Source organism: Mesorhizobium sp. M7A.F.Ca.CA.004.06.1.1 (genome assembly GCF_003999135.1).
Lineage (GTDB): Bacteria > Pseudomonadota > Alphaproteobacteria > Rhizobiales > Rhizobiaceae > Mesorhizobium.
The window spans coordinates 1-1061 of the sequence record NZ_RZPQ01001200.1 but is presented as its reverse complement, the minus strand read 5'-3'; the positions used below and the strand labels follow the sequence as shown (position 1 = coordinate 1061).

1 protein-coding gene is annotated in these 1061 nt (G+C 64.7%); it reads right to left on the bottom strand.

The window, feature by feature from the left end:
- Positions 1-131 precede the first annotated feature (131 nt).
- Positions 132-1019, bottom strand: coding sequence for an aldo/keto reductase family oxidoreductase (locus tag EN906_RS35125; RefSeq protein WP_127268565.1), 888 nt, complete (start codon positions 1017-1019; stop codon positions 132-134).
- Between the last annotated feature and the right edge of the window lie 42 nt (positions 1020-1061).

Sequence of the window (1061 nt, the reverse complement as noted above, 5' to 3'; positions counted from 1 at the left end):
AGGCGACAGAGGGGGTCGCCGCGCACAGAGCGCCAACCTTCATCTGCCGCAGGAGGTCGCGCCCGGTCGTGCCGACCCCCTCTGTCGCCTTTGGCGACATCTCCCCCTCAAAGGGGGAAACTGGTCGCGCCTTACGCCGCCTTGGCCATCCCATCCAACTCCTGAAGCACATCCCCTGAAAGCTTGAGTTCAGCCGCAGCGAGGTTCTCCCGCAAATGTCCGACCGACGATGTGCCGGGAATCAGCAAGATGTTGGGCGCGCGGCGCAGCAGCCAGGCGAGCGCAATCTGCATTGGCGTGGCGCCGAGGCGCGTTGCGACGTCCGACAGGGTGGAGGATTGCAGCGGGTTGAAGCCGCCGAGCGGGAAGAACGGCACATAGGCGATGCCGTCGCGGGCAAGGTCGTCGATCAGGGCGTCGTCGCCGCGATGCGCAAGATTGTACTGATTCTGCACGCAGACGATCTCGGCGATACGGCGCCCTTCGGCGATCTGCGCCGGCGTCACGTTGCTCAGCCCGATATGCCTGACCAAACCTTTTTGCTGAAGCCCGGCCAGGATGGTGAGTGGCGCTTCGATCGATCCCTCGGCGGGGCCATGGGTATCGAACATGATGCGCAGGTTGACGACGTCGAGCACATCGAGCCCAAGATTGCTTAGATTGTCGTGCACCGCCTGGGTCAGCGCCTCGGGAGAGAAAGCCGGCAGCCAGGAGCCATCGGGCCCGCGCCGCGCACCGATCTTGGTGACGATGACGAGATCGTCGGGGTAGGGTGCCAGTGCTTCGCGGATCAGCCGGTTGGTGACGTGCGGGCCGTAGAAGTCGCTGGTATCGATATGGTCGATCCCCTGCGCAATCGCCTCGCGCAGCACGGCCAATGCCGCGTCATGGTCCTTGGGCGGCCCGAACACGCCGGGCCCGGCGAGCTGCATGGCGCCGTAGCCGAGCCGCTTCACGGTGCGGCTGCCAAGCTTGAAGGTGGCGGGGGCGAAGGTGCCGGATTGTTGGATATTGGACATGATTGATCTCCTTTGAGGAGGCAGAGATAGGCGCTGCCCAAC